General features: G+C 69.4%; 18 protein-coding genes. 11 read left to right on the top strand and 7 right to left on the bottom strand.

Features of this window, described 5'->3' with window-relative positions; genetic code table 11:
* Positions 1–168 precede the first annotated feature (168 nt).
* From WMF12_RS24330 to WMF12_RS24310, 5 genes are all read left to right on the top strand, one after another.
* Entirely contained in the window at positions 169–2,904 is a 2,736-nt protein-coding gene (locus tag WMF12_RS24330; RefSeq protein WP_437849357.1) for a protein kinase domain-containing protein, read from the top strand.
* A gap of 44 nt (positions 2,905–2,948) precedes the next feature.
* Positions 2,949–4,064 (top strand): serine/threonine-protein kinase, encoded by a 1,116-nt coding sequence (locus tag WMF12_RS24325; protein ID WP_437849355.1) that lies wholly within the window; start codon positions 2,949–2,951, stop codon positions 4,062–4,064.
* Positions 4,065–4,675: 611 nt separating this feature from the next.
* Positions 4,676–4,837: a hypothetical protein gene (locus tag WMF12_RS24320; protein ID WP_437849353.1), complete on the top strand. Its 162-nt coding sequence runs from the start codon at positions 4,676–4,678 to the stop codon at positions 4,835–4,837.
* A 190-nt stretch (positions 4,838–5,027) separates the two neighbouring features.
* The gene (locus WMF12_RS24315; protein WP_437849351.1) at positions 5,028–6,686 is read left to right on the top strand and encodes a DUF1592 domain-containing protein; all 1,659 of its coding nucleotides are present in this window, start codon (positions 5,028–5,030) and stop codon (positions 6,684–6,686) included.
* On the top strand, positions 6,686–8,065 hold the full coding sequence (locus tag WMF12_RS24310; RefSeq protein ID WP_437849349.1) for a DUF1552 domain-containing protein: 1,380 nt from the start codon (positions 6,686–6,688) through the stop codon (positions 8,063–8,065). The genes WMF12_RS24315 and WMF12_RS24310 overlap by 1 nt, the downstream gene beginning before the upstream one ends.
* 259 nt (positions 8,066–8,324) lie before the next feature.
* Here WMF12_RS24310 and WMF12_RS24305 read toward each other — a convergent pair whose 3' ends face one another.
* The 7 genes from WMF12_RS24305 to WMF12_RS24275 all read right to left on the bottom strand — a co-directional run bounded on the left by WMF12_RS24305 (position 8,325) and on the right by WMF12_RS24275 (position 18,494).
* Positions 8,325–9,404, bottom strand: a complete 1,080-nt coding sequence (locus WMF12_RS24305) for an SGNH/GDSL hydrolase family protein (protein ID WP_437849347.1) — start codon at positions 9,402–9,404, stop codon at positions 8,325–8,327.
* A gap of 396 nt (positions 9,405–9,800) precedes the next feature.
* Entirely contained in the window at positions 9,801–11,270 is a 1,470-nt protein-coding gene (locus WMF12_RS24300; RefSeq protein WP_437849345.1) for a PAS domain-containing protein, read from the bottom strand.
* 493 nt (positions 11,271–11,763) lie between these two features.
* Entirely contained in the window at positions 11,764–12,942 is a 1,179-nt protein-coding gene (locus WMF12_RS24295) for an alpha/beta hydrolase family protein (RefSeq protein WP_437849343.1), read from the bottom strand.
* A 133-nt stretch (positions 12,943–13,075) separates the two neighbouring features.
* Entirely contained in the window at positions 13,076–14,512 is a 1,437-nt protein-coding gene (locus WMF12_RS24290) for a DUF1552 domain-containing protein (RefSeq protein ID WP_437849341.1), read from the bottom strand.
* Positions 14,509–16,167, bottom strand: coding sequence for a DUF1592 domain-containing protein (locus WMF12_RS24285; protein WP_437849339.1), 1,659 nt, complete (start codon positions 16,165–16,167; stop codon positions 14,509–14,511). Before WMF12_RS24285 ends, WMF12_RS24290 begins: the two co-directional genes overlap by 4 nt.
* A 192-nt stretch (positions 16,168–16,359) precedes the next feature.
* Entirely contained in the window at positions 16,360–17,586 is a 1,227-nt protein-coding gene (locus tag WMF12_RS24280; protein ID WP_437849337.1) for an alpha/beta hydrolase family esterase, read from the bottom strand.
* Between the two features lie 122 nt (positions 17,587–17,708).
* A complete protein-coding gene (locus WMF12_RS24275) occupies positions 17,709–18,494 on the bottom strand; it encodes an alpha/beta hydrolase family esterase (protein ID WP_437849335.1) in 786 nt (261 codons plus the stop codon).
* A 46-nt stretch (positions 18,495–18,540) separates the two neighbouring features.
* Between WMF12_RS24275 and WMF12_RS24270 the strand changes: the two genes are divergently transcribed.
* The 6 genes from WMF12_RS24270 (at position 18,541) to WMF12_RS24245 (ending at position 26,002) form a co-directional block, all read left to right on the top strand.
* Positions 18,541–18,675 (top strand): hypothetical protein, encoded by a 135-nt coding sequence (locus tag WMF12_RS24270; RefSeq protein WP_437849333.1) that lies wholly within the window; start codon positions 18,541–18,543, stop codon positions 18,673–18,675.
* Positions 18,676–19,704: 1,029 nt separating this feature from the next.
* The gene (locus WMF12_RS24265; protein WP_437849331.1) at positions 19,705–20,835 is read left to right on the top strand and encodes a hypothetical protein; all 1,131 of its coding nucleotides are present in this window, start codon (positions 19,705–19,707) and stop codon (positions 20,833–20,835) included.
* 568 nt (positions 20,836–21,403) lie between these two features.
* Positions 21,404–23,098, top strand: coding sequence for a DUF1592 domain-containing protein (locus tag WMF12_RS24260; protein WP_437849329.1), 1,695 nt, complete (start codon positions 21,404–21,406; stop codon positions 23,096–23,098).
* Positions 23,095–24,471 carry a DUF1552 domain-containing protein gene (locus tag WMF12_RS24255; RefSeq protein WP_437849327.1) on the top strand — a complete coding sequence of 459 codons (1,377 nt, stop codon included), beginning with the start codon at positions 23,095–23,097 and terminating at the stop codon, positions 24,469–24,471. Before WMF12_RS24260 ends, WMF12_RS24255 begins: the two co-directional genes overlap by 4 nt.
* Before the next feature lie 101 nt (positions 24,472–24,572).
* Positions 24,573–25,781, top strand: coding sequence for an endo-1,4-beta-xylanase (locus tag WMF12_RS24250; protein ID WP_437849325.1), 1,209 nt, complete (start codon positions 24,573–24,575; stop codon positions 25,779–25,781).
* Complete coding sequence (locus tag WMF12_RS24245) at positions 25,778–26,002, top strand: hypothetical protein (protein ID WP_437849323.1); 225 nt, start codon at positions 25,778–25,780, stop codon at positions 26,000–26,002. Before WMF12_RS24250 ends, WMF12_RS24245 begins: the two co-directional genes overlap by 4 nt.
* Positions 26,003–26,223 lie beyond the last annotated feature (221 nt).

Genomic DNA, 26,223 nt, shown 5'->3' with positions numbered 1-26,223 from the left:
CTTCGATCGGCCAAGCCGACGGTCCTGAGGGGGCGTCCTGTGCGGGCGGCGCGGCCCTCTGGGTGTCGGCGCGTGTCGGCGCGCACAGCGTACAACAAACACCCTGGACCGTCACCACCGAGCGCTCGCGCCGCGCACCTGACGGGAGCTCTCGGATAAGCTGGCGCCATGCGCGAGGGCACGCTGGTCGCAGGCCGGTTCGAGGTGCACCGCCTTGCCGGCGCCGGCGGGATGGGCACGGTCTACCGGGCGATCGATCAGCTGACCGGGAGCCCCGTCGCGCTCAAGGTCGCGCCCCCGGAGCTCGCCGCCCGCTTCCGGCGCGAGGCGCGCATGCTCGAGGCCGTGCAGCACCCGCTCATCGTGCACCACATCGCGCACGGCACGGGCGACGACGGCGCCCTGTGGCTCGCGATGGAGTGGCTCGAGGGCGTCACGCTCGACGCGCGCCTCCAGGAGGGGGCGCTCCCCGTGGCCGACGCGCTGCTCGTCGCGCACCAGATCGCGGAGGCGCTCGCCGCCATCCACGCGATCGGGATCACGCACCGCGATCTCAAGCCGAGCAACGTGCTCCTGCGCGACGGCAGGGTCGACGGCGTGGTCCTGCTCGACTTCGGCGTCGCCCGGGCGGCGGCGTCGACCTCGCTCGTCACGGAGGCCAGCTCGCTGGTCGGCTCGCTCGGCTACGTCGCGCCCGAGCAGGCGCGCGGCGACGTCGAGGTCGACGCGCGCGCGGACGTCTTCGGGCTCGGCGTCCTGCTCTTCGAGTGCCTCGCCGGGCAGCGCCCCTTCGCGGCCGACGACCCGCTCGCCGAGGTGTGCCGCATCCTCCTCGAGGAGGCGCCGCGCCTCGTCGAGCGGCGCCCGGACGTGCCGCCCTTCCTCGACGAGCTCGCCGCGCGCCTCCTGGCGAAGGACCCGGCGGCGCGCCCCGCGGACGGCCGCGCGGCGGCGGCCGCGCTCGCGGACGCGCGCGCCCTGCTCGCGCGCGCGTCCAGCGCGGGCGCGGACGGCGCGCCGGCGTCGGTCACGGACGACGAGCGGCGGCTCGTCAGCGTCGTCCTCGTCGATCTGGGCGCCGCCGACCCGGAGCCGGCGAGCGATCGCGGCGTCGAGCGGATCGTCGCGGACCTCGCCGAGGCGTTCGGCGGCGAGCGCGTGCGGCTCCCGGGCGGCACGCGCATGGTGCTCCTGTCCTCGCAGACCGACGAGGTGTTCTCCGGCCGCGGCGGCGCCGGCACGATGGCCGTCTTCGACCTCGCGGCGCGCGCCGCGCAGTGCGCGCTCGCGCTGAAGGCGCGCCTGCCCGGGCGCCCGGTCGCGCTCGCCACGGGCCGCGCGCAGGTGGGCGAGCGCCTGCCCGCGGGCGACGTGATCGACCGCGCGGTCGCCCGCCTCCGCGAGGCCGAGGGCGACGTGCGCATCGACGAGGTCACCGCGGGCCTCGCGGCGCCGCGCTTCGAGGTGATCGGCGACGGCCCCTCGTTCCTGCTGAAGGGCGAGCGCGACGGCACCGAGCCCGAGCGCACGCTCTTCGGCCGCGTCACCTCGTTCGTCGGGCGCGACCGCGAGCTCGCGACGCTGCGCGGCCTCTTCGAGCAGAGCGCCGACGAGCCCGTCGCGCGCGCCGCGCTCGTCCTCGGCGAGGCCGGCATCGGCAAGACGCGCCTCCGCTGCGAGCTCATCCGCGCCGTGCGCGAGCGCGACGCGCGCGCGTCGGTCTACGTGGCGCGGGGCGACCCCCTCGGCGCGGGCGCGCCGTTCGGCATGCTGGGCGAGATCGTCCTCGCGGCCGCCGGCTGCCTGCCCGGCGAGGCGCTCGAGGCGCGCCGCGCCAAGATCCGCGAGCACGTCGCGCGGGCCCTGCCCGCGCCGGTCGACGACGCCCCGCGCGTCGCCTGGTACCTCGGCGAGATCGCGGGCACGCCGTTCGACGACCCCGAAGCCGAGCTGCGCGCCGCCCGCGGGGACGCGGTCGCCATGGGCGATCAGGCCCGCCGCGCCGTGCTCGAGTGGCTCGCCGCGCGCTCGGGCGAGGGGCCGGTCGTCGTGGTGCTCGAGGACATGCACTGGAGCGATCACGCCTCGGTCTCGGTGCTGGACGAGGCGCTCCAGGCGCTCTCGGATCGCCCGCTCCTCGTGCTCGGCTTCGCGCGCCACAGCGTGATGGAGACGTTCCCCGGCCTCTGGGGCTCGCGCGGCGTGCAGCACATCAAGCTCGGCGCGCTCAGCCAGCGCGCGGCCGAGCGGCTCGTCCGCAGCGTGTTCGGCGAGGAGCTCGCGCTGCCCGAGGTGGCGCGGCTCGTCGAGCACGCCGACGGCCACCCCTTCTTCCTCGAGGAGCTCATGCGCGCGCGCGCGGAGGGCCGGAGCGACATGCCGCCCACGGTCGTGGCCCTGATGCACGCGCGCATCGAGGCGCTGCCCGCCGAGGCGCGGCGCACGCTGCGGGCGGCGAGCCTGTTCGGCGGCAGCTTCTGGCCGGACGGCGTGCGGCAGCTGCTCGGCGCCGGCACCTCGGCCGAGTCGCTCGATCGCTGGCTCAAGAGCCTGCTCTCGGAGGAGCTCGTCGCCCGGCGCGGCGTGTCGCGCTACCCGGGGCACGACGAGCTCACGTTCCGTCACGCCCTCGTGCGCGACGCCGCCTACGGGATGCTCACGGACGGCGATCGCACCGCCGGCCACCGGGCTGCGGCGCGCTGGCTGCGCTCGGTGGGCGAGACCGACGAGCGGGTGCTGGCCGAGCACGCCGAGCGCGGCGGCGACGCCCCCACGGACGGCGAGGGCCTCGTCGCCCGCGGCCCTGCGCAGGATCGCGGCGGCGGAGGAGGGGGAGGACAGGGGCGCCCCCCGGAGCGCAAATCAGAGCGTGAACGGAACGAAGCGCAAGGGGGCCAAGGTTGATGAACAACCATTGACGTGATAACCCGCCGCCCGGAGCAGTGAGCATGGATTCTTCTGACCTGGGCGCCGTCGGTCCTTACGAGCTGCTGGTACAGCTGGCCAGGGGCGGCTCGGCCGAGGTCTTCATCGCGCGTCGCGCCTGCGCTGCAGGCGGAGGGGACGCGGGCGGCGCGGCGGGGGCGGGCGGCGCGGGTCCGGAGCGCGAGTCGCTCGTGGCGGTGAAGCGGATCCGGGCCGATCTGCGCTACGAGTCGAGCTATGCGTGCATGCTCTTCGACGAGGCGGGCATCGCGTCGCGCGTCGCGAGCCCCCATTTCGTTCCTGTCCTCGGTTACGGTCTCGACGAGGGCGCGCCGTACATCGTCATGGAGCTCGTCGTGGGGGTCACCCTCAAGCACCTCACCCGGGGTCCCGAGGCGCTCGGGGTCGGCGACGCGATCGAGCTCATCGCGCAGGCCGCCGAGGGGCTGCACGCGGCGCACGAGGCGCGCGACAGCTCGGGGGAGCTGCTCCAGGTGATCCACCGGGACATCTCGCCATCCAACATCCTTGTCGGCGTCGACGGCCGGGCGTCCATCTGCGATCTCGGGCTCGCGTATGCCCTGCGCCGCACGACGCGGACGAAGACCGGGATGGTGAAGGGGAAGCTGAGCTATTTCTCGCCGGAGCAGGCGAACGCGAGGCCGCTGGATCGGCGCTCGGACGTGTTCTCTCTCGGGGTCGTGGCGTGGGAGGTGCTGGCGGGCAGGCGGCTGTTCGCCGGCGGCAACATGGTCTCGACCCTCCATGCCGTCCTGGAGCGCGAGGTGCCGCCGCTCTCGAGCGAGCGCGAGGGCGTGGGCCAGGCCGTCACGGCCGCTGTCGCGCGGGCGATCGAGCGCGATCGCGACGCGCGCTGGCCCACGGCGGCCGATTTCGCGCAGGCGCTCCGGGCCGCGGCCGGGGAGGAGGGGCACGCGGCGTCGCGCGACGCCATCGGCGCGCGGGTCGCCGAGGTGCTCCCGCCGCCGCTGAAGCCGCTCGCGCCGTCCTACGTCTCGGGCGGGCCGTGCGTCACGGAGGAGATCATCGCTGCCTTGCAGTCGATGCGCGCGGCGGGGCCGGTGGGCGAGGGGGAGTCGGGCGGGCTCCTGGAACAGCGGCAGCCCTCGCGCGGCTGAGCCCGCTGCTGCGGTTCCGGCGTCCGCGGGGGAGCCCGGAACCTGGGTATGCGCTCAACACCATGATCTCGTTCAGCTGCACGACCGTGGTACGGCGGCTGCTCCTGTTGACGCGGCGCTCCGGAGGAGCGCCATCGGCCTTGTCCTCCCTCGGGTTGGCGGACGCGCGCGGGACGGTCGATAGGCGTTGACATCCGGGATGTGAGCGTTCACATTGCAGAGGTATCCTTTCGCTTTGCTCTGGGTGGGTCGCCATGCGCATTGCGGGCTTCGTGGTCGGGCCTCGGGTCGTTCCAGGCGCCGGTTACGTTCGGTCGTTGCGCAGATGATCGTCGAACGATGGTGATCAGCGTTTCGCCAGGAGTGAATCACCGGAAAACGCGACAGACCTCGGTTGTTCCACGATTGTCGTGAAAAATCATGAATGCTGTTCACCGGTAGCGTCGGTGCGCAGGGTGTGGTCCGCGCGAGCGTAGCTACCTCGATGGTCGTGTCACCGCAGGCCACATACATCGTGTCATCGTCGTCGATGATGTCTGCCTTGTGAGTCGTTTCCTTACCATTCCGACAGGAGGCCACATGGCTTTGATGACGAGAGGCAGAGGCGGGTGATGGAGGAGCAGTTCCCGATGTTCTGGAACCCCGAGAACGTCAAAGGCATCACGCTCCGGGGCTACGCCCATGGCACGACGTGGGTGAGGGAGTCGGGCCTCATCAGGGACGGCCAGCCGCGCCCCGCCATGGAGTGGTTGATGGATTTTCTCGGCAGGTAGTAGAAATATCTTCAGGCCGAACTGGCCACGAGCTGTCGCGACACGGGCGAGGGTAAACACCAGATCCCGCCTGCGCTCCACTTTAGCGTGCCCACAGCGGGCGAGGAGAGAGAACATGGTTAGGCCCTCAGATCATGAGAAGGCGCGTCCTCTCCTGGGCTCTCGGTCAGCTGTCTCGATCGCGTTGATCGTGGCCAGCGGCTGCACGGGAGACCTGGGCGGGTTTCGCTCCGACGATTCCGATTCCACACCGAACGACCCGCCGCCCACCTCGACGGGCACGGGCCCGACGGACCCGGCCGCTTGCGAGGACGGCGCGGTGTACCCCGGGCGAGCGCCGCTGCGGCGGTTGACGCGCTTCGAATACAACAAGACCGTCCGCGACCTCCTGGGCGACACGACAGAGCCGGCCGTTTCACTTCCGAGCGAGGATGTCGGGAACGGCTTCGGCAATGACGCGGACACGCTGTCGGTCTCGAGCCTGCTCGCCGAGCAGCTGGGCACCGTCGCGGAGGGCATCGCCAAGCGCGCGACCGCCACCCCGGAGGCGCTCGCGAAGCTCGACCCTTGCGCGCGCAGCGTGACGGCGGAGGGCGAGCAGGCGTGCGCCCGCACGATCATCGAGCGACTCGCGCCGCTCGCGTATCGAAGGCCGCTCGCCGCCGGCGAGGCGGACGAGCTCCTCGCGCTGTACAGCGCCGGCCGGACGGACGCCACGTTCGACGCCGGCATCGCGACGGTGATCGAGGGGCTGCTTCAATCGCCGGATTTTCTCTACCGCATCGAGTATGGCACACCCGACCCGGAGCGCCCCGAGCTCCGCCGGCCCACGGGCGACGAGATGGCGACGCGCCTATCGTACCTGCTCTGGGGCACGATGCCCGACGAGGACCTGCGCGTGGCGGCGCAGGCGGGCGAGCTCTCGACCAAGGAGGGCGTGCGCGCTCATGCCGAGCGCATGCTCGAGGATCCTCGGTCCCGGGTCACCGTCCGGTACTTCTTCGACAACCTGCTCCCCATCAGCAGCCTCGCGGATCTCGAGCGAAACGCGGAGTCGTTCCCGACCTTCTCGCGGACGATCGGCTCGCTCATGCACGAAGAGACGCAGCGATTGCTCGAGCACGAGATCTTCGAGCAGAACGGCACCTGGGCGTCCGTCTTGACGGCCCCGTACACGTTCATGAACGGACCTCTCGCGGCGTTCTACGGCGTCTCCGGCGTGACGGGCGACGACTTCCAGAAGGTGCAGCTCGACACGACCCAGCGCCTCGGGCTCCTCACCCAGGCCGGTATGATGGCCGGGACGACGCACTCGAACAACACGAACCCCGTGGTCCGCGGCGCGTTCGTGCTCGACAAGCTGATGTGCCAGAAGATCCCGCTCCCCACCGGCGACATCCTGGAGAGGGTGAAGCCGCCGGATCCGTACACCGGCGCGACGGCGCGGGATCGCTTCAGCCAGCACAGCAAGGATCCGGTCTGCGCGGGCTGCCACCAGTTCATGGATCCGGTCGGGTTCGCGCTCGAGAACTACGACGCGGTCGGGCTGTTCCGCACGACGGAGAACGACGTCCCGATCGACGCGAGCGGCGGGGTCCCGGGCACGGACATCAAGGTGAACGGGCCGATCGAGCTGGTGCAGGGGCTCGCCCAGACCGAGGCGGTGCAGAACTGCTTCGCGACGCACTGGGCCGAGTACGGCTATGGTCTCACGCTTCGCGCCGGGGACGCTTGCACCAAGAAGGCTGTCACGGACGCCTTCAAGGCGTCCGGATACAATGTAAAGCAGCTCCTGATCGAGCTCACGCAGACGGATGCCTTCCACTACATGGCTGCCCAGGAGGAGTGATGGTTATGTCGAACTTTCGTTTGAGCCGACGTGCCGTGCTGCGCGGCGCTGGCGCCATCGCCATCGCGCTCCCCTGGCTGGAGATCATGGGCCCCGAACGCACGGCGAGCGCGCAAGCCACCCCCGCCAAGCGTTTCCTCGGCGTCTACACGCCGGGCGGGACCGTGATCAACCGCTGGCGGCCGACCGGCACCGAGACGAACTTCACCCTGGGGCCCATCCTGTCGCCGCTCGCGCCGGTGCAGGACAAGCTGATCGTCGTCGACGGCCTCGACATGAAGAGCGCGGTCGGTGAGCAGCACCAGGCCGGGATCATCGCCTGGCTCTCGGGCACGACCCAGGCCCCGAACGGCGGCTACGCGGGCGGACCGTCCGTCGATCAGGTGATCGCCTCCCGGATCTCCGCCGGTCAGAAGGCGAAGGCGAGCATCGAGATCGCGGTGCGCTGGGCGACGGGCAAGTCCCACGGCCTGCTGTCACCGATGAACTCCGCGAATTTCGAGAGCGCCGCGCCGTTCAGGCCGATCTCGCCGCGCCTCGATCCGACGGAGATCTTCACCGATCTCTTCGGCACGCTGGATCCCAGCGCCGGCAACGACGCCGCCCGCCGACTCGCGCGAAAGAAATCGATCCTCGATTTCCTCGACGGGCGCTACTCCGCCCTGTCCAATCGGCTCGGCGCCGCCGACAAGCAGAAGATCGATCAGCACCTGACGAAGATCCGCGAGATCGAGAAGAGCCTCGACAGCGCGCCGCCGGTCGAGACGAGCGCGTGCAAGGCGCCGGCGAAGGTCGACACGTCCGACTACAACCCGCGCACGGGGCTCAGCGCGGACAACGACGGCAAGGTCAAGGACACCTCGACCGACGCGGCGATCCCGAAGGTCGGCAAGCTGATGATGGACATGATGGTGATGTCGCTCGCCTGCGACATCACCGCGGTCGGCACGCTGCAGTGGAGCGACACCGAGGCGAAGCACACCTTCCCCTGGCTCAACCTGAGCGAGCACCACCATTTCTACCAGCACGACGGCGGCTTCAGGCCAAACGAGTGCGAGCTCATCTGCAACTGGTATTCGAAGCAGCACCTCTATCTCTTGCAGGAGATGGCGAAGGTCGACATGGGTGGACACTCGCTGCTCGACGAGAGCGTCGTCTTCTTCGGGTCCGAGCTCTCGGATCCGCCGAGCCACAACAAGTCGAACATGCCGTTCTTGCTGGCCGGCGGCGGCGGAGGCCTGCGCACTGGACGCTGGGTCCGCTACCCCAACCTCCCGCACAACAACCTGCTCGTCTCGATCTTGAACCTGTTCGGCGACAGCCGGAACACGTTCGGCGACCCGAAATTCTGCACCGGGCCGCTCACGAACCTGACGTAGCCGTCGCAGGGGCGGAACGCCGGCCGGAGCGGTATCAACGACGCCGGTCGGCGCTCCTTGATGTAGGGGCTGGCGCCGTCACACGGCGCGAGCAGGCGGGTCGCACGGAGAAGGCGCGACCGAGACGCCGCTTCACCGCAAGAGGTCGCCGATCGCCCCGTACCAGACGTTCGCCATGCGCACGTAGCCGGCCTCGTTCGGGTGTATCCTGTCCGGGAGCTCCGCTGTCGGAAATCCGGTGTGCGTTCGCCTTTCGATTTCAGCGGAGGTACGGACTCAACGCCTGGAACCAAACCTCGGCCATGCGGTTATACCCTGCCTGGTTCGGGTGGAGATTGTCGCCGAGGAGGGACTGCCTGTAGTTCGTGTCGTTGGTGAACGCTGTGTACATGTCCACCAGCACGATGTGCTGCCCCTTGCTGACGCGCGTCGAAACCAGGTCGGGCATGGCCGCGTTGTAGGCCTTGATGGCGTTGTTCGTGCCGTCCGTTCTCGTCGGCACGATCTGCGCGAGCACCACGAGGATGTTCGGATCACGCATGAAAATCGAGTCGAGCAGCTTGCCCAGGCGATTCGGTGCGTCCGCAAGGTTGATGTTACCGTTGATGTCGTTCGTTCCGATCATCAACGTAATGATGTTGGGCTTGTAATTCGGAATGCTGGTGCCCACGAGCTGCGCGATGCCGTTGTTGCCCTCGATCGTCCAGCCGCCGTGACCCTCGTGGTTCCTCGGGAACGTCACTCCGTCCACCATGGGCACGCTGTAATCACTGGCGGAACCGACGAAGGTGATGTCGCGGTTCGCTTCGAGCGCGAGGTGGAACAGCGGGGCGCGGTAGCCGCCGGCGACGTTGAAACCCTGCGTGATTGAATCGCCGAAGGGCATGATCTTACAGGAGCCGCTCGCCGGGCAGGGCTGGAATGACGGGCCGCCGCCCGCGCCAGCGCTGCCCCCTGCGGCACCTCCGTCGCCCGTGGTACCTCCGACACCGTCGGATGCGCCGCCCATGCCACCCGAGCCCGCTTCGCCGGCGCCCCCGGTGCCGCCGCCGTCACTGCCGCCCGAGCCTGTCGAGCCGCTCGTGGCGACTCCCCCTCCAGCGCTCCCGCTGGTCACGCCGCCGCTCGTCACCCCCTCGCTGGTCGCGCCCGTCGTAGCGCTTGCGCCGGCTCCGGAGCTGGTCGACGTCGCTCCTTCCGGATCATCGGAACACCCGCTGAACATCGCCACCAGCGCGGCAGTCCCCACCAGCGTGGCCCACGTCGAGCGGCGCGGTCTCCGGATCTCCGCATCGTTCCGCTCGCGCGACCCACACAGCGAACCATTCTCTTGAACCATACGCATCGCATTCCTCCGTCCCACGCACGCCGAAGCGGAGAGCCGCAGGATGCGAGCTCCGCTGCGCCGTCGGGATGATCGACCGAGAGCCGCCGAAACGACACGCGACGCCCTCGCGACCTCGCCGTTGCTCGCGTCCGCGACGACCAGGCGAATGGAATCGGCGCAGAGGGCGAGCCCGAGCCCAGGGACGAAGGGCCGGCGCGAACGACGGCCTGTTCAGGGCAACGCGAAAGGAAACCCCAAGGCGCACTGTGAGCGTTCACACTGCTGGTGTCAAAGAAAATGGACCGGCGCGTTCGCGAGCGTCGGGGCGAGCTCGTAGCCGGGTCGCGCGCTCCAGTCGCCGCGCGGGGGAGGGGTCTCGGTCTCTTTAGGATGCAGCCGTGGCGCGCTTCACCGGGCGACGCGCGGGCGCTCCGTGGGCCGGAGCGCGTACGCGATGCCGCTCTGCAAGGTGCCCATCGTGACGATGCCGGTGAGGTCCGCGCCGAGCTCGATCAGGGCGCGCGCCACCTCGGGGCGGATGCCCGTGAGCACCACGCGCGCGCCGAGCATCTGGGCGGCGCGCGCGGTCCGCGTCAGCGCATCGGCGACGAGCGTGTCGACCGCGCGAACGCCGGTGATGTCCAGGATCGCGGTGTGGGCGCGCTGGCTGCCGATCCCGGTGAGCAGCGTCTCCATGATCTGCCCCGCGCGCGCGCCGTCCACCGTCCCGACGAGCGGCATGGCCAGGACGCCGTCGGCGAGCGGGATGAGCGGCGTCGACAGCTCCCGGAGCGCGTCCTGCTGCGCGGCGATGATCTGCTCCTGCAGCGCGGCCCGCTCCGCCTCCGCGCGCCTCAGGTCGGTGTCCTCTCTCACGACGCCGCCGATGCCGACCAGCTCGCCGCGCTCGTTGCGAACCGGGAACTTGACCGTGAAGAAGTAGAAATTCTGGCTGCCGTAGTCCAGGACCTCCTGGTACCGCATGGCCTGGCCGCTCGCGAACACCTCCCGTTCCTTCGTCACGATCCGGTCGGCGACGCCGGGAGGCGTGGCGCCGAACTCATGCTCGTCCTTGCCGAGGAACTCGATGGCGTGCCGCCCGAGGGCCCGCGCGTAATGGCGGTTGACGAACACGTAGCGCCCCTCCGCGTCCTTGATGAACATCACATTCGGCGAGTTGTCCACGAGCTGCAGGAGCATCCGATAGCGTTCGTGCAGCAGGCGCTCCCTCTGCCGCGGATCGTCGCCTTCATCCACGATGGCCGCGATCTCTCGGACGTCGCCTCGCTCGTCGCGCAGCACGGCGTAGGTCCACCGGCAGGTGATCTCGTTTCCCTCTCTCGTCCTGCCCGCGCTCGTGGTCGTCGCGAAGAGGCTCTCGCCAGGATCGTGGTTGAACGCCTCCGCCTCCTGGGGCGACACCGGATCCGCGGCAACGAGCTCGGAGAGCCGGCGGCCCACGGCCTCGCCCTCGCTCCAGCCGAAGAGGTACCCCGCGGCGTGGTTCCAGAGCGTCACGGTGCCATCCAGGCGCCAGCGGATCAGCGCCGGCACTTGCGTGGCGCCCAGAGCGAACGGAGCGTCGAGGTACGCCGCCGCCGCGCTGACCAACCCTCTCTCGCGCCCGAGCTCGCCGCGCCGACTGGCCAGCTCATTCTCCAGCTCCTCGACCCGCGCGCGCAGCGCCCAGCACTCTGCCTTGTAGTCAATCTCGCCATCGATGCGCGCGGACACCCCGCCCGGCGCGGGGCCCCCGTCGAGCTGGCAGGGCCCGCCCGCCGTGCTCCCTGCTGCCGAGTCGTGGTCCCCTCCGGACACCCCATCCGCGTCCGCGCCTCCGAACGGTCCGGATGTCCGCTCGCCCCTGTCGCGACCCATGCTCGCTCCTCCGCGCGCCGATCCGCGAGCGCGCCGCCCGTAGTCTAACGGTTCCGCAAGTCGATCTCGCCGGAAAGTCGACAAGGCCCGCCGCGAGGCGCGCCTGTCGTCCCCCCGCGGCGGCGATGGCCCAGTGACGAGCGCCTGCGCCACCGCGCCGGCCCTATCGTCGAGCCGCCGGATCGCGTCAAGACGCGTGCAGCCGATCGGGCTTGCACTCAAGTGTGTGAGCGCTCACGTTCTCCTGGGCCGCCGCTTCGGCTTGGCCCAGGACTGGGCTCGTCATGCGCACGGGGGGTTGCGCTCATCCGCTCGACGAAGTGCAGGAAATGGATGTGTCCGCTCGGTCGGCGCCGGGCCAGGTGAGGCCGCGTCCCCATCGGCGGCGCGCGCGGAGCGGGGGGCGGGCGGCGCGCCTTCCAGCTCCGCGTCCTCCGCGTCCGCGGGGGCTCCTGGCTCCCACTCGCGAGGAGCGCCGGTCGCGCGCCGCACGTCAGTCCATGTTCTTCGACTCGATGGTCCATGCCCGGTCGGTGCACAGGCCGCAATTCGCGCCGACGAACATGCCCTTGCCGGTCGCGCCCATGTCACCCTTCAGCTGCCAGCCCAGCCAGGCGACGCCGACCCTGCCGAAGACTCCGCCGTTGTCCTGGCCGTAGGTGCCGCCGTGGCCCACGTTGGTGCTCGCAAGGACGGCGGGCACGTCGCGGGTGTTCCGGTAGTCCCGGGTCCCGTTCGGGTAAGCGACGTCATCGGGGCCGCCGAGGATGAACGCGATCGGCGCGTGGAGCGCGTCGAGGATCTTCTGATCGGGATTGATCATCCCGCTGCTCCAGATCACTGCGGTCGTCACGCGCGGGTCGCCGGCAGCACCCTCGGCCATCAGTCCGCCGCAGGACCAACCCATGACCGCGATCTTGTCGGCAGCCAGGCGCTGGTAGTACTGGCTGCACGCTCGCCCGTTCTCCTTGATGGCCCACTCCACGGAGTCGATCAGGGGCTTTCCCATGGCCTTGTAGTCTTCGACCATGGGCCTCGAGCCGGAGCCGTTCGGTTCGCCATCGGAGATCACCAGGTACCCGTGCGACGCGAGCTCGCCCAGAAAATCTGGGTTGGTGGTGCCGTTCAAGGAACAGGCGCCCTCTCCCCAGGCAACGATCGGGTACCTCTCGGCGCCGCCCAGGTCCTTCGGCCTGTAAATCGTGCGGCCAGACAGACCAGGGTCCTTCTCGACCACGACCTCGTGTGAGCCGGTAAACGCGGCCCCCATGGCTCTCACGTTGACCGCCGTCGGATCGGGGGTCTCGTCCGCGGGGTCACACGTCGCCGCGCCACCCGCGCCCGCCCCCGCGCCACCCGTGCCCGCCCCCGCGCCACCCGTGCCCGCCCCCGCGCCACCCGCGCCACCCGCGCCACCGTTGCCCGTCGCTCCGCTGGAGCCGCCCGCCGCTCCGTCGGAGGCGCCCCCACCCGCCGTGCCACTGGTCGCGCTCACGCCGCCGCCGCCGCTGCCCGCGGACGCAGCGCCTGTGGTCGCAGCGCCGGCAGAGCCGGCAGCTCCGCTCGAGCCCGCCGGGGTGCCACCGGTCCCCGAGGGCAGCGCGTCGTCAGCACCGCAGCCGAACAGGATGACGGCGATGGCCGCTGCCGTTACTCGCGTCACTGCTTGCATCAAGATCTCCTCTCGTGCGATCGCCACGCTCACGACGTGCTTCTTCGTCTGCTCACGGGTGTCTCCCGGAGTCGAGTTGAGCGTTCGCAGTTCTGGTGCCGAATCCAGGGAGGCGCACCGCCGACGATGCCGCTCAGGCGAGCATGCCGTCGATGGGCCCGGAGCCCTTGCCCTCGCCGAAGTTCTCCGTCCACTCGGTCTTGTCCCGAACGGCGGCGGCGATGAGGCCGTTGAAGAGCCGGTTGTTCGTGGCGTCTTCGGCGTCGATGAAAGCACCCTGCTTCAGGTAGCCGCCGCCGCTCCCGGCGATGATCGTCGGAACGTCGCGGAAGCTGTGCGACGGGCCGTCCGACACGTGGTTCGTCCACAGGATGATGGACTTGTCGAACAGGCCGCGCGCCTTGAACTGATCGAGGCCGTGGAGCAGCGTCTGCATGCGGAGCACGTCGATCTCGGCGTGCGCTTGCTCGGCCGTCGGGTTGCTGCCCGAAGAGGCGTCCGACTGCACACGGTGGCTGATGTGGTGGAAGGGCCACCCGAGCTTCTCGTTCGCCGGCACCGCATACTTCGTCTGATCCGTGCCGTCGCCGTGCTGCAGCGTCGCCACGCGGTTGAAGTTGCAGGCGAACGCCAGCGCCACGAGCTCGAGATGGAGCTTCGCGACGTCTTCTATCATGCCGTCCGTCTTGAACGCGAAGCCGCCCTCGAGCGCCTCGAGCTCCGACGTCGAGAGGCCGGCCTGGCTGCAGGCCCCGGCCATCTCGCCCATCGTGACCTCGGCGTCGCGGATGGCGGCGAAATGTTGCTCGAGGCGCTGCTTGTCGGCGGAGCTCAGCGCCGACATCCGCATCAGGCTGTTCAGCTCCTCGCGCACGAAGTCGTTCGCGCTCTTGCGGCTGCGGATGAGCTCCTCGGCGACCTGCCCGCCGCTGCTACTACCGCCGCCGCTGCTCGTCAGGCCGACGAGCTTGGAATAGAGCGTGTACGGGTTGTCGTCCGCGGAACGCACCTGTCCGGAGCCGCTGCCCTTGAAAGAGATGCGCTCGGCGATGTACCCGTTCTTGCGGTTGCCGGCGTAAAGCGTGAGCGGCTCGGCGCCGCCCTCGTTCACCAGCTGGGCGACGACCACGTCCGCGGACACGCCGGTCGAGGCTGCGGTCCTGCCGCCGCCCTGCGCCGGGCGCGCGGTGAGCGCCTGACACAGGCCCTGCGCGTGGCCGCAGTTGGTGGGCCCTCCCATCGGGAAGTTGATGCCGCGGATGAACAGCAGGTCCGGGGCGTGAGGCGCGAGCACGTGCGTCGCCTTGTCCGTCATGGCGGCGAGCCCGTCGGTCGTGAGCTGACCCGTCTCGTCCGGGAAGAACCGCTTACCCACCACGCCGCACGCCGCCACGATGTAGAGGCTGAACACGGGCGTGCTGTCCGCGGCCCAGGCGGAGCGCGACGGCAGACCCTCGAGGAACGGAAGGGCGATGGCGACGCCGCCCGCGCGCAGGAACGCGCGCCGATTCATGCCGCGCCGGTGCGCTGCGTTCGGAGGAGCGAGGTTCATTGCGATCTTGGGGTTCACAGCGTACCTCCCATGCGAGTCCGGAATGCTTCCTTCTTCACGAGCTCGAGCATCATCTCTTTCACCGAGCCGCTGGCGCCGCGGCTCACCTCGGCGAGCGTCTCGACGAGCGGCAAGTCCGACGGGACGACGTCGCGCTGGAGCGCGAAGCTCGCGAGCTTCTTGGCGTAGCAGAGGTGAGCCTGCTCGCCCTCCGCCATGTGGCGCATCAGCTCGCCGGCGTCCGCGAACGACTTGGCCCCTTCGGAGAACGTGTAGACACCGCTGCTGTCGATCGGCAAGCCTCCGTTCTCCTCGTCCCGATATTGCCCCATGCCGTCGAAGTGCTCGAAGGCGAAGCCGACGGGGTTGATGAGCTGGTTGTGGCACGCGCCGCCGCAGGCGGAGGTGAGCCGCGTGATGCGTTGACGGTTCGTCTGCCCGGGCTCGAGGGGCGGGACGGGCGGAATGTCGGGGGCCGGCGCGCCGAGCGGCGCGCACAGCACGTCGAAGTTGATGTTGGCGCCGCGGTGGATCGAGTCCGACTCATCGTTCAGGGCGTTCAGCGTCAGGTAAGGGAGCTGCGAGAAGAAGCCGACGCGATCAGGACCGAGGTCTCGCTCCACGACGCGGCTCCCGCTCGGCGAAAGGCCGTAGAGGCTCGCCATCCCCGGCCCCACGAAGCCCTTGGTGGACGTGAGGATCTCCTTCACGCCGAGACCCTCGGTGAAGATCTTGTCGAAGAACAGGTACGCGCTCTCCTCGTACTCCGCGTTCAACGATTCGTCGTAGTTCGGCACGCCGAGCTTGCTGATCGTGGCGTAGCGATCGAAGTGGAGCAGCTCGCGATGGAAGTACCGCATGCCCTCGGCCGCGGTGGGCTCCTCCAGCATGGTCTCGGCGACCGCGGCGATCGCCTCCGGCGTCGTGAGCGTGGGCGCCTTGTCGAGCAGCTCGTCGCTCGGCGCGGCGTCGCGCAGCCAGAGCGAGAGCTTCGCCGCGATCTCGTAACCATCGAGCGGCTTGCGATCCTCGCCGAGCTCCGTGCGGTAGAGGAAATGCGGCGACTGGAGCATCGTCCGGATCACGAGCTGCGCGCCCTTGGCGAACGCGCTCTTCGTGCCGGACATCGCCGCTCCGGTCTCGAAGAGCTCCTCGTACCTGGCGATCTCGTCGTCCGTCAGCGGACGGCGATACGCGCGGCGCCCCACGGCTTCGATGAAGCCGGCCGCGTCCGTGCCCGGGTAGACATCGGCGAGCGCCTCCTCCGAATCCGTCACCTCCTCGGCGAGCGCCTCCGCCGCCGATTGGTAGTCGCTCCACGAGCGCTGGTTCACGCTCAGCAGGTGCTCGTTGTTCGTGAAGTCCGTCGTGCCGGCGACGGGCTTCTCGAACCCGTCGGACAGCGACGGAGGAGCGGCGAGGTTCAGGACCACCTGCACGCTGCGCGCCCACTGCGAGTTCGTGAGGCGCACGAACCGGTGGTACTGCGGCCCACCCGGCATGTCGATGCCGCGCGCCACCCCGCCGGTGGGTGGGCCGCCGCCGTCCGGAGGAGGGCCGCCGCTCCCCTCCGGATCCGGATCGCCCAAGGCGCCCGTGCATCCCGCGAGCAGGAGCGCGGTGACGCAGAGCCCCGCGCCCAGCGCCCGCCTGCCGCGTGGCAAGCCGGTCATTAAAAAAGACGGTGGGGTCATGATTGCCTCCGGACCAAGCTCGGGTGACGAATCAGCTATTCAGCGCAGTTACAATGCAACCATCATCCAGTGACTGTCTTGTTCATCTGAAATCGAGAATCCATGCATCGAACAGATCGCGTTCACTCCACGGCCTGTGGGAGGCCGCGTCCACTCCACGGTTCGCGGAGCTCACTTGAGCGACTGGAAGAAGCGCCAGGCTCGCCCGCCCGCGCCGGACGGTACGTTGTGACCGCCGGGGTGCGTGCAGTACACGACCGGCTGGCCCTCCTTGCAGCCCTGGTACTCGACGCACGCGTCGCCGAAGCTCGATCGCATCGTGGTCGCCTGGCAGCCGTTCCGGCCGCGCCAGAAGTCTCGGGTCGCCTGTCCCAGCTGGGGGGTCACGGTCCCGTCGGTGTCGCCTTGCGTTTGAATCAGCGCGTGCGAGGCGCTGGCGTCGCTGCACGTGGGCTGGGATCCGTTGGGGCCCCATCCAGCGACCGGGGCGAGGCCGCGGAACACGGAGGCGCGCTGGCAGCCGAGCGTGTTCGTCATGAAACCACCTTGGCTGAACCCGACCGCGAAGACGCGCTTCGTGTCCACGCAGTAGTTCGTCTTGGCGTGCTCCAGCATGGCATCGAAGAACGCCAGGTCGGCCGTCATGCGCGCCTGATTGGCGTTGGGCGGCGGACCGCCCCAGTTGGAGTCTGCAGTGCCCCACTGCGATTCGGTGCTCGGAGGCCTGGATTGTCCGTCTGCCGGCAAGCCCTGCGGGTAGATGAGCAGCGCCTGGTTGTTGGTCTCCTGGATGAGCTGGAATCCGCTGTTGTCGTGAGCGGCCCACACGTTGTTCATGTTCAGGCCGTGGATACCGAAGACCAGCGGCAGCGGCTTGCTCGGGTCGTAGTTCTCCGGCACGTGAATCAGGTAGTAGCGCGTCACCCCACCGACCATCAGCGTCTGCTGCGTGCGAGGGTTGGGGCGCGTCACGGCCTTGCCGCAGCCCACCGAGCCGCCGTCGCCAGGGTTCATCGTTCCGCCGTCGCCGGCGCCCGTCGAGCCGCCGTCGCCAGCGCCCGTCGAGCCGCCGTCTCCGGCGCCCGTCGAGCCGCCGTCTCCGGCGCCCGTCGAGCCGCCGTCTCCGGCGCCCGTCGAGCCGCCGGCACCGGTGCCGGACGAGTCGCCGCCCGTGCCGGCAGAGCTGCTCGTGCTCGCGACCGTGCTCGCGGCCGTGCTCGCGCTGCTGCTGGACGTTCCGCCCGACGTCGCTCCCGAGGTGGAACCGCCGCTCGTGGATGCGCCAGAGGAGCCACCAGCGCCGGGGTCGACGGGATCCGCCTCCGAGCCGCATGCGGCCAGCCCCGCCGCCACGCCTACGGTGAAGAGAACGTTCAGTCGAAACACAGATCTACTCATAAGGACACCACCTCGATAGCTTCTGCTCGCCGGGGGCTCGGGTGATCGCGGGTCGTTCGTCACGCCCCCCCGGCTGGTTGACAGGCGTCATGCACCGGGCGCCGCCGGGCCAATCATGATTCTCAATAGGTCGAGAACAGGCTCCAGAGGAACTTGGGCGCGAACGCGGGCCAACCATGATTGGTGTTTTGGTAGTTCGGGTCCCCGTGCTGGCACCAGTAGACCGGATAGTCCTCGTCGCAGCCCTGAGCCAGGACGCAGTTCGAGAGATCGTCCGTGTACCCGTCGACCGGCGTCGTGCTCGCCTGGCAGTGGTTCAGCTCGGTATAGAAGTCGCGCGTCTTCGGGCCGTTGTCCGTCCCGACCACAGAGTCGCGCTTTCCGTGGATGACGACCGCCGTGACCTGCCCGGTACACTTTCGGGTGTCGGCGTTGAGCGGGTACTGCTGTACGTTCTTGGTGGCGCACGGGCCCACCGCGCGCAGCTTGTCCGCGTGCTCGCAGCCGAGGATGCTCGAGAAGTCGCCGCCCGAGCTCTCGCCCGCCGCGAACACGCGAGCTTTGTCGATGCAGAAGTTGTCCGTGATCTGATCGTAGAACGGCTGAAAGAAGGAGACGTCGTTCGCCCCCCAGCCCGAGCTGGAGTTGGCCGGGTGAGGGTAGACGCGGATCCAGGCTTCCTTGGGGCCGGTCACCTCGAAGCCCGCGTTCTGCTCTGCCCAGCTGATCGGGTTGCCCGTCGGGTTGAACATGATCATCACCGGATACGGCTTGCCGGCGTCGTAGTTGGTCGGCAGCTTCACGTAGTACTGGTGACCCGATACGGTGAGCGGGCTCTGCGCGCTGCCCGTCTGCGGATTGGCCTTGTCGCAACCCGCGCTCGGCTGCGCGGGGACCTTGCCTCCCATCGATCCGCCCGAGCCGCCCGCTCCCGGCGAACCGCCGGTTCCGCTCGTGCCTCCCTCACCGCCCGTTCCACCCGCGGACGCGCTGCCCTCGCCGGTCGTGGTGCCGCCGCTGGTCGTGGCGCCGCCCGTCGTGGTGCTGCTGCTGCTGCCTGAGACGGCGGCCCCGCCCGTCCCGGCGTGAGGGTCGTCGCCTGACGAGCTCGCGCCGTCATCGGCGCCACCTCCGCAAGCCGAGAGAGCGCAAGAGCCGGCCAACGCCGCGAACAATGTGGCTCGAACGAGTGTAGATTGGTTCGTCATTCGAATACCCAGGCGCGATTTTTCCCTCACCGGCGGCGTTCCACGAGGAGGTGCGCCCGCAGCGTGAGGCCGTTTCCAGTTGATTGAAGGATCCGAGTCCGACGGCTGAGCTGGGATTCAGCGAGCTTGCGCGACTTTGATGTAAACAAGCCGTCTCGCTGGATTTCGCTCGCCGCGCTCGCGGCAAGTTGCTCATTGTGATCGTTCACATCATCGATGTCAACTCCTGTCGACAGGACCGGCGTGGCTCCTCCGACGAAGCGGCGCGTCAAGCGGGGCACCGGGCCGCGCGTCAGTAGAGGGCCTGTGCGACGAGGGTGCCAATGGCATCGTAACAGTCGCCCCGCAGCGCAACAGAGGCGTCGGCGGCGGACGTGCTCCGCCACGTCTTCTCCGATCAGCCTGTGGGCGCTGTGTCGAGAGAAGGCCGGTCGATTCGAACGCGGTGGTCGCCGTCGACCCGCACGGCGGTGAGGCGGCCTCGAGCCGCCATCTCCCCGATCTGGGCCATCGGACGGTGGGGCACCTCACCACGTCGCGCAACTGGCTCGAAGCCGACCAGAACACTCGGGATCGAGGAGAGCCGTGGGCTGGTCAATTTTGTTTGACGCCCTGAATGTGATCGTTCACGGTGCGCCCTCGGGGGCCTGCTGCTGACATCGTATTTGCGCAGGCACACGAGCCGCGATGCGCGAATCGGTGGTCCAGTGGAACGGCTCGAGGCATCGCGCTGGGTGCCGCCGGATCCTGCGGGCGCCAGCAGCTCGCTCGTGACGTGAGCTTAGTTGGTGTCAGTGCATTTTTCTGCGATCCGTGAACAAGCCATCGAGTCGCGCGCCACGAGGCCTCGGAGAGCCACGATCGCTCGGCAGCGCGTCCAGAACGGGCTGATCTCGTCCCCGGAGTGAGCATGACGACACGTCGATTCCTTTCGTCACTGGCCTGCATCGGTTGCGCGCTGTCGCTCGCCGCTTGCGGGAGCGATGATGCCGGCAGCGGCGCCGCCTCCACCGGCCAAGGCGGGGGCGGCGCCAGCGGGCCGGGCGCCGCCTCCAGCGGCCCGAGCGGGGGGGCTCCTGGAGGCGCCTCGGCCAGCGCGGGAGTTCAAGCGGGCGCCGGCACGGGCGGCGAAGCGCCCAGCGGCGGGACGACGGCGGCCGGCGGCGAAGGCGGCGCCGCAGGGGTGGGCGGGGCGGGCGGTTCAGACGAATTCGAGCCGGTGACCATCTCGTTCGGGACCACGCTCGATCCGCGCACCCAGGTGCTCGAGGCGCGGGCGCTCGCCGAGTCCGTCGCCGATCCCGGCTCTCCGCAGTGGCGGGCCAAAGGCGACCAGCGCAGGACGTATCGCTTTCCAGAAGCGGGCGCCGACGTTCCCTACCGCGTCTGCGTCCCGAATGGCTGGGACGGGACGTCGAAGCTGCCCCTCGTGATGTTCTTGCACGGCGCAGGGAACGACGAGAGCTCGTACCTGGATCAGAACAGCAAGCAGATGGTGAATCTGGCCGACCAGCATGGCGTTCTCCTGGTCTCGCCGCTCGGCTACCAGGGCGCCTACGGCAACTTCCTGCGGCTGCCGGCCGTGTTCGGGCAACCCGAGGAGGCGGAGAAGCTCCTGGCCATGCGTACGCCCGAGCGAGAACGCGACCAGGAGCTCAGCGAGAAGGACGTCATCAACGTCCTGGAGCTGGTGCTGCACGAGTACCCCATCGATCGGAGCGCGATGTTCCTCACCGGACACTCGATGGGGAGCGGCGGCACCTGGTACATCGGCGGCAAATACGCGGACTACTGGACGGCTCTGGCGCCCATGTCCGGCCCCTTCGTCCAGGAGTCGGGCTATCCGTGGGACCGGCTGCTCGACGTGCCCATCTTCGTGACGGAAGGGACCCGCGGCACCCCTTCCCTGACCGGCAGCCGGGCGCTGCGCGACTGGATGATGGCTGGCGGCTACACGATCACATACAAGGAAGTCGATGCGGACCATGCAGGCATGGTTCCGCTCGTGCTGCCCGACGTTTTCGACTTCTTCGACCGCTAGCAGCCTCCGCGCTCGTCGCGCGTCTTGGCGTCGCTCGGCGTACGCAACGGCGCTCTCAGCATGCGTGTCGCTGGCGGAAAGTTCCAGTCCTCACGGTCCCACGGCCATGCCAGCGTCCTCGCTCGGGCCGGAGCGACCATGCGGGTGGGTCGATTGGGTTTGACATCGATCTTGTGATCGTTCACATTGCTTCGGAGCGGTATCCTTTTGCTTCGTCTTGGGTGGGTCGTCACGCGGACCGAGACCTCCGTCCTTCGATGGATGTCGGCACCGGCCCCGTTCGCTCGGCGGTGCGCGCCGCGGGCAGCGGATCGGCGCCCCGCAGGCCGTTGGGTCGCCCTCTCGAGACCGCGCGATCTCTCGTGATCGCGTTCGTTCGCGAGCTCACGAGTTTCGATCGTGTTTGAATCGTCCAGTGTTGAACGGCTGCGGGTCCCATGCGACAGGCAAGATCGACGCCGCGCTCGATGACGGAGTGAACACCACGGCTTCTGTGGATGGTAGTCGCGTTGAGAGCCACGCTGAACTGGCCGCCCGGTCGCCAGCGCTTCACCAGGAGAGAGAGACGATGACCCCACCGTCTATTTCGATGATCCTCCTGCCACGCTGGAGACGCGCGCTGGGCGCGCCGCTCTGCGCCGCGGCGCTCCTGCTCGCGGGGTGTACGGGCTCTCTGGGCGCCCACGAGGAGGGCGACGGCCCCTTGCCGGGCGGCGCGGCGGCGCCGCAGGTCGCCGAGCGTAGCATGTTCCCGCGGCTGAGCCACGCGCAGTGGGAGAACACCGTGCGCGACCTCCTGCGCCTCGACGACCGCCCTGGCCTCTCGGCGTCCTTCACGAGCGATCCGCTCGGCGGCGTGTTCGACAACAACGAAGCTGCGCTCCTGGTGACGCCGGGCCTCTGGAGCGATTACCAGCGCGCCGCGGAGGAGCTCGCGGCGATGGTGACCGCCGACGAGGACAAGCTCGGCCGGATCGTGCCCGCCGACCTGCCGGTCGAGCCGGAGGCGCGGGCGCAGGCGTTCATCGAGCGGTTCGGCGAGCGGGCGTTCCGGCGCCCGCTCACGGCCGAGGAGCGGGACACGTATGTCGCGCTGTTCCGTCGCGGCGAGGAGCTCTTCGAGGGCGAGGAGCCGTTCGCGGCCGGCGTGCGCGCGGCGCTCGAGGCGTTCCTGCAGTCACCCCATTTCGTCTACCGGGTCGAGCGCGGCGCCGGGCCGGCGAAGGGCGGGCTCATCCCGCTGAGCGGCCACGAGATCGCGGCCAAGCTCTCGTACCTCTTCTGGAACTCGATGCCCTCCGACGAGCTCCTCGAGGCGGCGAAGGCGGGCGAGCTCTCGAGCCCCGAGGCCGTCCGCGCCTTCACGGACAGGATGCTCGAGGATCCGCGCGCCCGCGAGGTCGTCCGCGCGTTCCACCGGCAGCTCTACGATTACGAGCAGTACCACGACCTCAACAAGGACAAGGCGCTCTACCCCGAGTTCGTCCCCGAGATGGGCGACGACATGCAGCGCGAGGCGGAGCGCTTCGTGGATCATGTCGTCTTCGAAAGGGAGGGGGGCCTCACCGAGCTGCTCACCTCGCGCACGGCGTTCGTGAATGACCACCTCGCGGCGGTCTACGGCGTCGAGGGCGACTTCTCGGACGAGCTCGAGCAGGTGGAGCTCGACGAGGTCGAGCGATCGGGGCTGCTCACGCGCCTCGGCTTCCTCGCGGCGAAGGCGACGGCGCGGCAGCCGGACTCGATCCACCGCGGCGTCTTCGTGAACCTCAGGATCCTCTGCGCCGCGCTGCCGCCGCCGCCCGACGACGCGACCTCGCTGCCGCCGGGCGAGCAGGCGACCAACCGCGAGCGCGTCGAGGCGCACACGGGCAAGGGGACGTGCGGCTCGTCGTGCCATGGGCTGCTCATCAACCCCGCCGGGTTCGCCTTCGAGCACTACGACGCGATCGGCAAATACCGCACGACCGACAACGGGGTGCCGGTCAACTCCGCCGACGTCTACACGCTCGGCGGCCAGCCGCGGAAGTACGCGGATGCCATCGAGTTCAGCCAGCTGCTCGCCGAGAGCAGCGAGGCGCACGCGTGCTACGCGGAGCGCTGGCTCGAGTTCGCCCACGGCCGCGACGCGGACGTGAAGGACAAGGCGTTCGTCAAGCAGCTCGGCGAGGCGTCGCGCGGCGGCTCCTCGACCAAGGAGCTCCTCCTCGAGATCGTCTCCTCCACTCCGTTCCTCGCTCGAGTTCCCGCGGAGGCGCCATGATCACCCGACGACGTGTGCTTCGAGGCCTGTTCGGCGTCACGGTCGCGCTCCCGTTCCTGGAGACCTTCGCGCCGCGGCGCGCCTCGGCCGGCACGGGGGACGTGCCGCCCTTCGCGATCTTCATGCGCCAGGCGAACGGCGTGGCGCAGGCGGCCGGCGACGAGCCCGAGATGTTCTGGCCCAGCGAGACAGGCGCGCTGACCGCCGCGTCGATGGAGCGGGACAGCGACCGCGCGGTCAGCGAGCTCAAGGACTACGCGAGCAAGCTCATCCTGCTGCGCGGCGTGGATTTCGCGTTCAAGGCCAACGGATGCGGCCACTCCGGCGGCGGCAACCAGTGCCTCACGGCCGCGCGCGTGTCGGACCAGCCGGCGGGCAACGAGTCGCTCGCGATGGGCGAGTCGATCGACAACCGCATCGCGACCGAGCTCAACCCGGCGGGCGTCGAGCCGCTGACGCTCTACGCGGGCAGGATGTCCGGGTACATCAACGAGGTGCTCTCGTACCGCGGGCCGAAGCAGCTGCGCGCAGCCGAGCGCAACCCGGCCAACGCGTACAAGAAGCTCTTCGGGCTCGCCGACGTGGACACCGAGGTCCAGCAGTCGCTGGCCGAGCGCCGCACCAGCATCAACGACCTGGTGCGCGGGGAGATGAAGGCGCTCATGAGCCGGAAGGACATCAGCAAGAGCGATCGCGAGCGGCTACAGCTCCACTTCGACAGCATCCGCGATATCGAGGTCGCGCTCGCGTGCAAGCTCCCGGAGGTGCAGGTCGCCGAGATGGAGGCGATCTCGCCGAACGTCGGCAGATCCGAGAACGTGGAGGCCGTCACGCGGATGCAGATGGATATCATCGCGCTCGCGATGGCGTGCGGCGTCACGCGCGTGGCGACGCTCCAGGTGGGCGACGGCAACGACGGGACCGAGTACACGATCAACGGCGTGCGGCAGAAGAGCTACCACAAGATCTCCCACCGCATCGACAGCGACGGCACCTCGGGCCCGCCGATCGAGGGCGCGCAGGAGCTGCACCACCAGATCGACCGGATCCACGCGCGGCTCTTCAAGCACCTGCTCGACAGGCTCTCGTCTTACGAGCTCGGCTCGGGGACGCTCCTCGATCAGGGCGTGGCGGTGTGGCTCAATGACAACGCCGACAAGTACCACGGGTTCCGGAAGGTCCCCTACATCCTCGCCGGCGGCGCCGCGGACTACCTGAAGACCGGCCAGTTCGTCGACGTCAAGATCACCAACAACAAGCTGCTCAACACGATCGGCGCGGCGGTCGGATGCACCAACAGCCAGGGAGGCCCGCTCGACGACTTCGGCGACGAGAGCCTCGAAGGCGGGCTCGTCGACCCGATCATCGCCTGAAGAAGCAAAGAGTCCAGACGTTCCGGAGGTCGAGCCGCCGCCTGTCGGCTCGCCGCTCAAAGCACCTCGATCTTCAATCGCTCAACTTGCGGAAATTCAACATGAACAAGAACCGTTCTTCTCGATGGCTGCGCGGTACGACGTGGATCGCGCTCGGGGTCGCGACTCTCGCTGCATGCGGCGACGGGGGCGACAGCGGTGGCGAGGGCGGCTCGGGGGGAGCCGGCAGCGCCACGACGGGCGCCGGCACGACGGGCGCCGGCACGACGAGCGCCGGCACGACGGGCCCTGGCACGACGAGCGCCGGCACGACGAGCGCCGGCACGACGGGCCCTGGCACGACGAGCGCCGGCACGACGAGCGCCAGCAGCGGCGGATCGAACGAGGGCGGCGGCGGTTCGGACGCCTCGAGCAGCACGTCCACCGGAGCCGGCGGCTCGGAGCCCACGGGGAAGTTCGTCGGCAACATCACGACGCGCGGCGCCGTGCGCGACGGCTTCGCGAACTACTGGAACCAGATCACGCCCGAGAACGAGGGGAAGTGGGGCGAGGTCGAGAAGAGCCGCGGGAACAAGGACTGGAGCAAGCTCGACAGGATCTACAAGTACGCGCAGGACAACAACATCATCTTCAAGCACCACGTCTTCGTGTGGGGCTCCCAGCAGCCCAGCTGGGTCGGGAGCCTCCCCGGCAACGAGCAGCAGGCGGCCGTGCGGGACTGGATGAAGTCGTTCTGCGAGCGCTACCCCAAGACGAAGTACATCGACGTGGTCAACGAGCCGCCGCCCCACACCACGCCCTCGTACAAGAACGGCATCGGCGGTGACGGCGCCAGCGGCTGGGACTGGATCGTCAACTCCTTCAAGTGGGCCCGCGAGTTCTGCCCGAACGCGGTCCTGATCCTCAATGACTACAACAACATCGAGTACCAGAACGACCACAACAACTTCATGAAGATCGCGCGGGCGGTGATCGCAGCGGGCGCCCCGGTCGACGCCATCGGCGCGCAGGCCCACGACGCGTACAAGATCAACACCAACACCGTGAAGGGCTTCGTCGACGGGCTCGCCTCGCTGGGCAAGCCTGTGTACATCACCGAGTACGACATCGGCGAGGCGAACGACAACAGGCAGAAGCAGATCATGGAGGAGCAGTTCACGATGTACTGGAACCACCCCTCGGTCCAGGGCATCACCTTGTGGGGCTACATCGTCGGCACCACCTGGCGGGACAACACCGGCATCCAGTATGATGACAACAGGATGCGGCCGGCCATGCAGTGGCTGATGGAGTTCCTGGATCGCCAGTGATTGATGTCGCGCTGAAGGACAGCGGCTGGGCGGCGCAAGGTCCGCCCGAGCCGGGCAAGGGCAGCGGCGCGCACAGCTGCGTTTCGTACACGGGCTGCTCGAGCGGGCACCCCACGCGCTGGCGTGCGTTCGACGGGGATCACACCCCCTCGCCGAAGGACAACGGCCAGCCGACGACCCGGGATCCTCGCGAGGTCTGGGGTTTCTTCACGCAGCTCTGAGATGAGGGTTGAGCGGCGGCGCTCGGCGCGCTTCGCCGGAGAGTCGCCGGGCCGGGGAGCTCGAACGTCGTCTGCCGCCGATGCCCACCTTCCGCGCTAGGCGATGTCCGCGAGCTCGCCCAGCGGGCTGCCTTCACGGCGAAGCACCCCGGCGAGAGGCGCCGGAGCGCCATGAGCCGAGCGACCCGCGACATGGACAATGCCTGACCGAGCTTCAGGAG

It is taken from the genome of Sorangium sp. So ce363, assembly GCF_051520435.1.
In the GTDB taxonomy this organism is placed as follows: domain Bacteria; phylum Myxococcota_A; class Polyangia; order Polyangiales; family Polyangiaceae; genus Sorangium; species Sorangium cellulosum_B.
This window is presented reverse-complemented; position numbering and strand designations above follow the sequence as displayed.

What these genes read in the sequence shown, in the direction of transcription:
- WMF12_RS24265 (WP_437849331.1), top strand. Translation starts at nt 19,705, where the DNA reads ATGACGACACGTCGATTCCTTTCGTCACTGGCCTGCATCGGTTGCGCG.
- WMF12_RS24300 (WP_437849345.1), bottom strand. Translation starts at nt 11,270, where the DNA reads ATGGGTCGCGACAGGGGCGAGCGGACATCCGGACCGTTCGGAGGCGCG.
- WMF12_RS24280 (WP_437849337.1), bottom strand. Translation starts at nt 17,586, where the DNA reads ATGAGTAGATCTGTGTTTCGACTGAACGTTCTCTTCACCGTAGGCGTG.
- WMF12_RS24250 (WP_437849325.1), top strand. Translation starts at nt 24,573, where the DNA reads ATGAACAAGAACCGTTCTTCTCGATGGCTGCGCGGTACGACGTGGATC.
- WMF12_RS24320 (WP_437849353.1), top strand. Translation starts at nt 4,676, where the DNA reads ATGGAGGAGCAGTTCCCGATGTTCTGGAACCCCGAGAACGTCAAAGGC.
- WMF12_RS24305 (WP_437849347.1), bottom strand. Translation starts at nt 9,404, where the DNA reads ATGGTTCAAGAGAATGGTTCGCTGTGTGGGTCGCGCGAGCGGAACGAT.
- WMF12_RS24310 (WP_437849349.1), top strand. Translation starts at nt 6,686, where the DNA reads ATGGTTATGTCGAACTTTCGTTTGAGCCGACGTGCCGTGCTGCGCGGC.
- WMF12_RS24285 (WP_437849339.1), bottom strand. Translation starts at nt 16,167, where the DNA reads ATGACCGGCTTGCCACGCGGCAGGCGGGCGCTGGGCGCGGGGCTCTGC.
- WMF12_RS24260 (WP_437849329.1), top strand. Translation starts at nt 21,404, where the DNA reads ATGACCCCACCGTCTATTTCGATGATCCTCCTGCCACGCTGGAGACGC.
- WMF12_RS24255 (WP_437849327.1), top strand. Translation starts at nt 23,095, where the DNA reads ATGATCACCCGACGACGTGTGCTTCGAGGCCTGTTCGGCGTCACGGTC.
- WMF12_RS24275 (WP_437849335.1), bottom strand. Translation starts at nt 18,494, where the DNA reads ATGGGAGGCAAGGTCCCCGCGCAGCCGAGCGCGGGTTGCGACAAGGCC.
- WMF12_RS24330 (WP_437849357.1), top strand. Translation starts at nt 169, where the DNA reads ATGCGCGAGGGCACGCTGGTCGCAGGCCGGTTCGAGGTGCACCGCCTT.
- WMF12_RS24295 (WP_437849343.1), bottom strand. Translation starts at nt 12,942, where the DNA reads ATGCAAGCAGTGACGCGAGTAACGGCAGCGGCCATCGCCGTCATCCTG.
- WMF12_RS24325 (WP_437849355.1), top strand. Translation starts at nt 2,949, where the DNA reads ATGGATTCTTCTGACCTGGGCGCCGTCGGTCCTTACGAGCTGCTGGTA.